The sequence below is a fragment of the Clostridioides sp. ZZV15-6388 genome (assembly GCF_020657755.1).
Classification (GTDB): domain Bacteria; phylum Bacillota; class Clostridia; order Peptostreptococcales; family Peptostreptococcaceae; genus Clostridioides.
This window is the reverse complement of the sequence record NZ_JAGWCU010000165.1, coordinates 1-208: the sequence shown is the minus strand read 5'-3', so window position 1 is coordinate 208 and position 208 is coordinate 1. Positions and strand designations below refer to the sequence as shown.

Annotated in this window: 1 protein-coding gene; it reads left to right on the top strand. The window is 32.2% G+C overall.

All coding sequences use genetic code 11. The features are described from left to right. The coding region (locus KGF48_RS20200; protein WP_227868518.1) for an IS200/IS605 family accessory protein TnpB-related protein at window positions 1-208 on the top strand (208 nt) is incomplete at both ends.

The window sequence follows — 208 nt, the reverse complement described above, 5'->3', positions numbered from 1 at the left end:
CCTAAATAAGTTATCAACTAAACTAATACACGAAAACCAAGTTATAGTTATTGAGGACTTGAAGGTAAAAAATATGGTGAAAAATCATAAGTTAGCGAAAGCTATAAGCGAAGCAAGTTGGTCGGAGCTCAGAAGAATGTTAGAATATAAAGCTAATTGGTATGGTAGAGAAATAATAGTAGCAGATAAGAATTTCGCATCTAGTCAA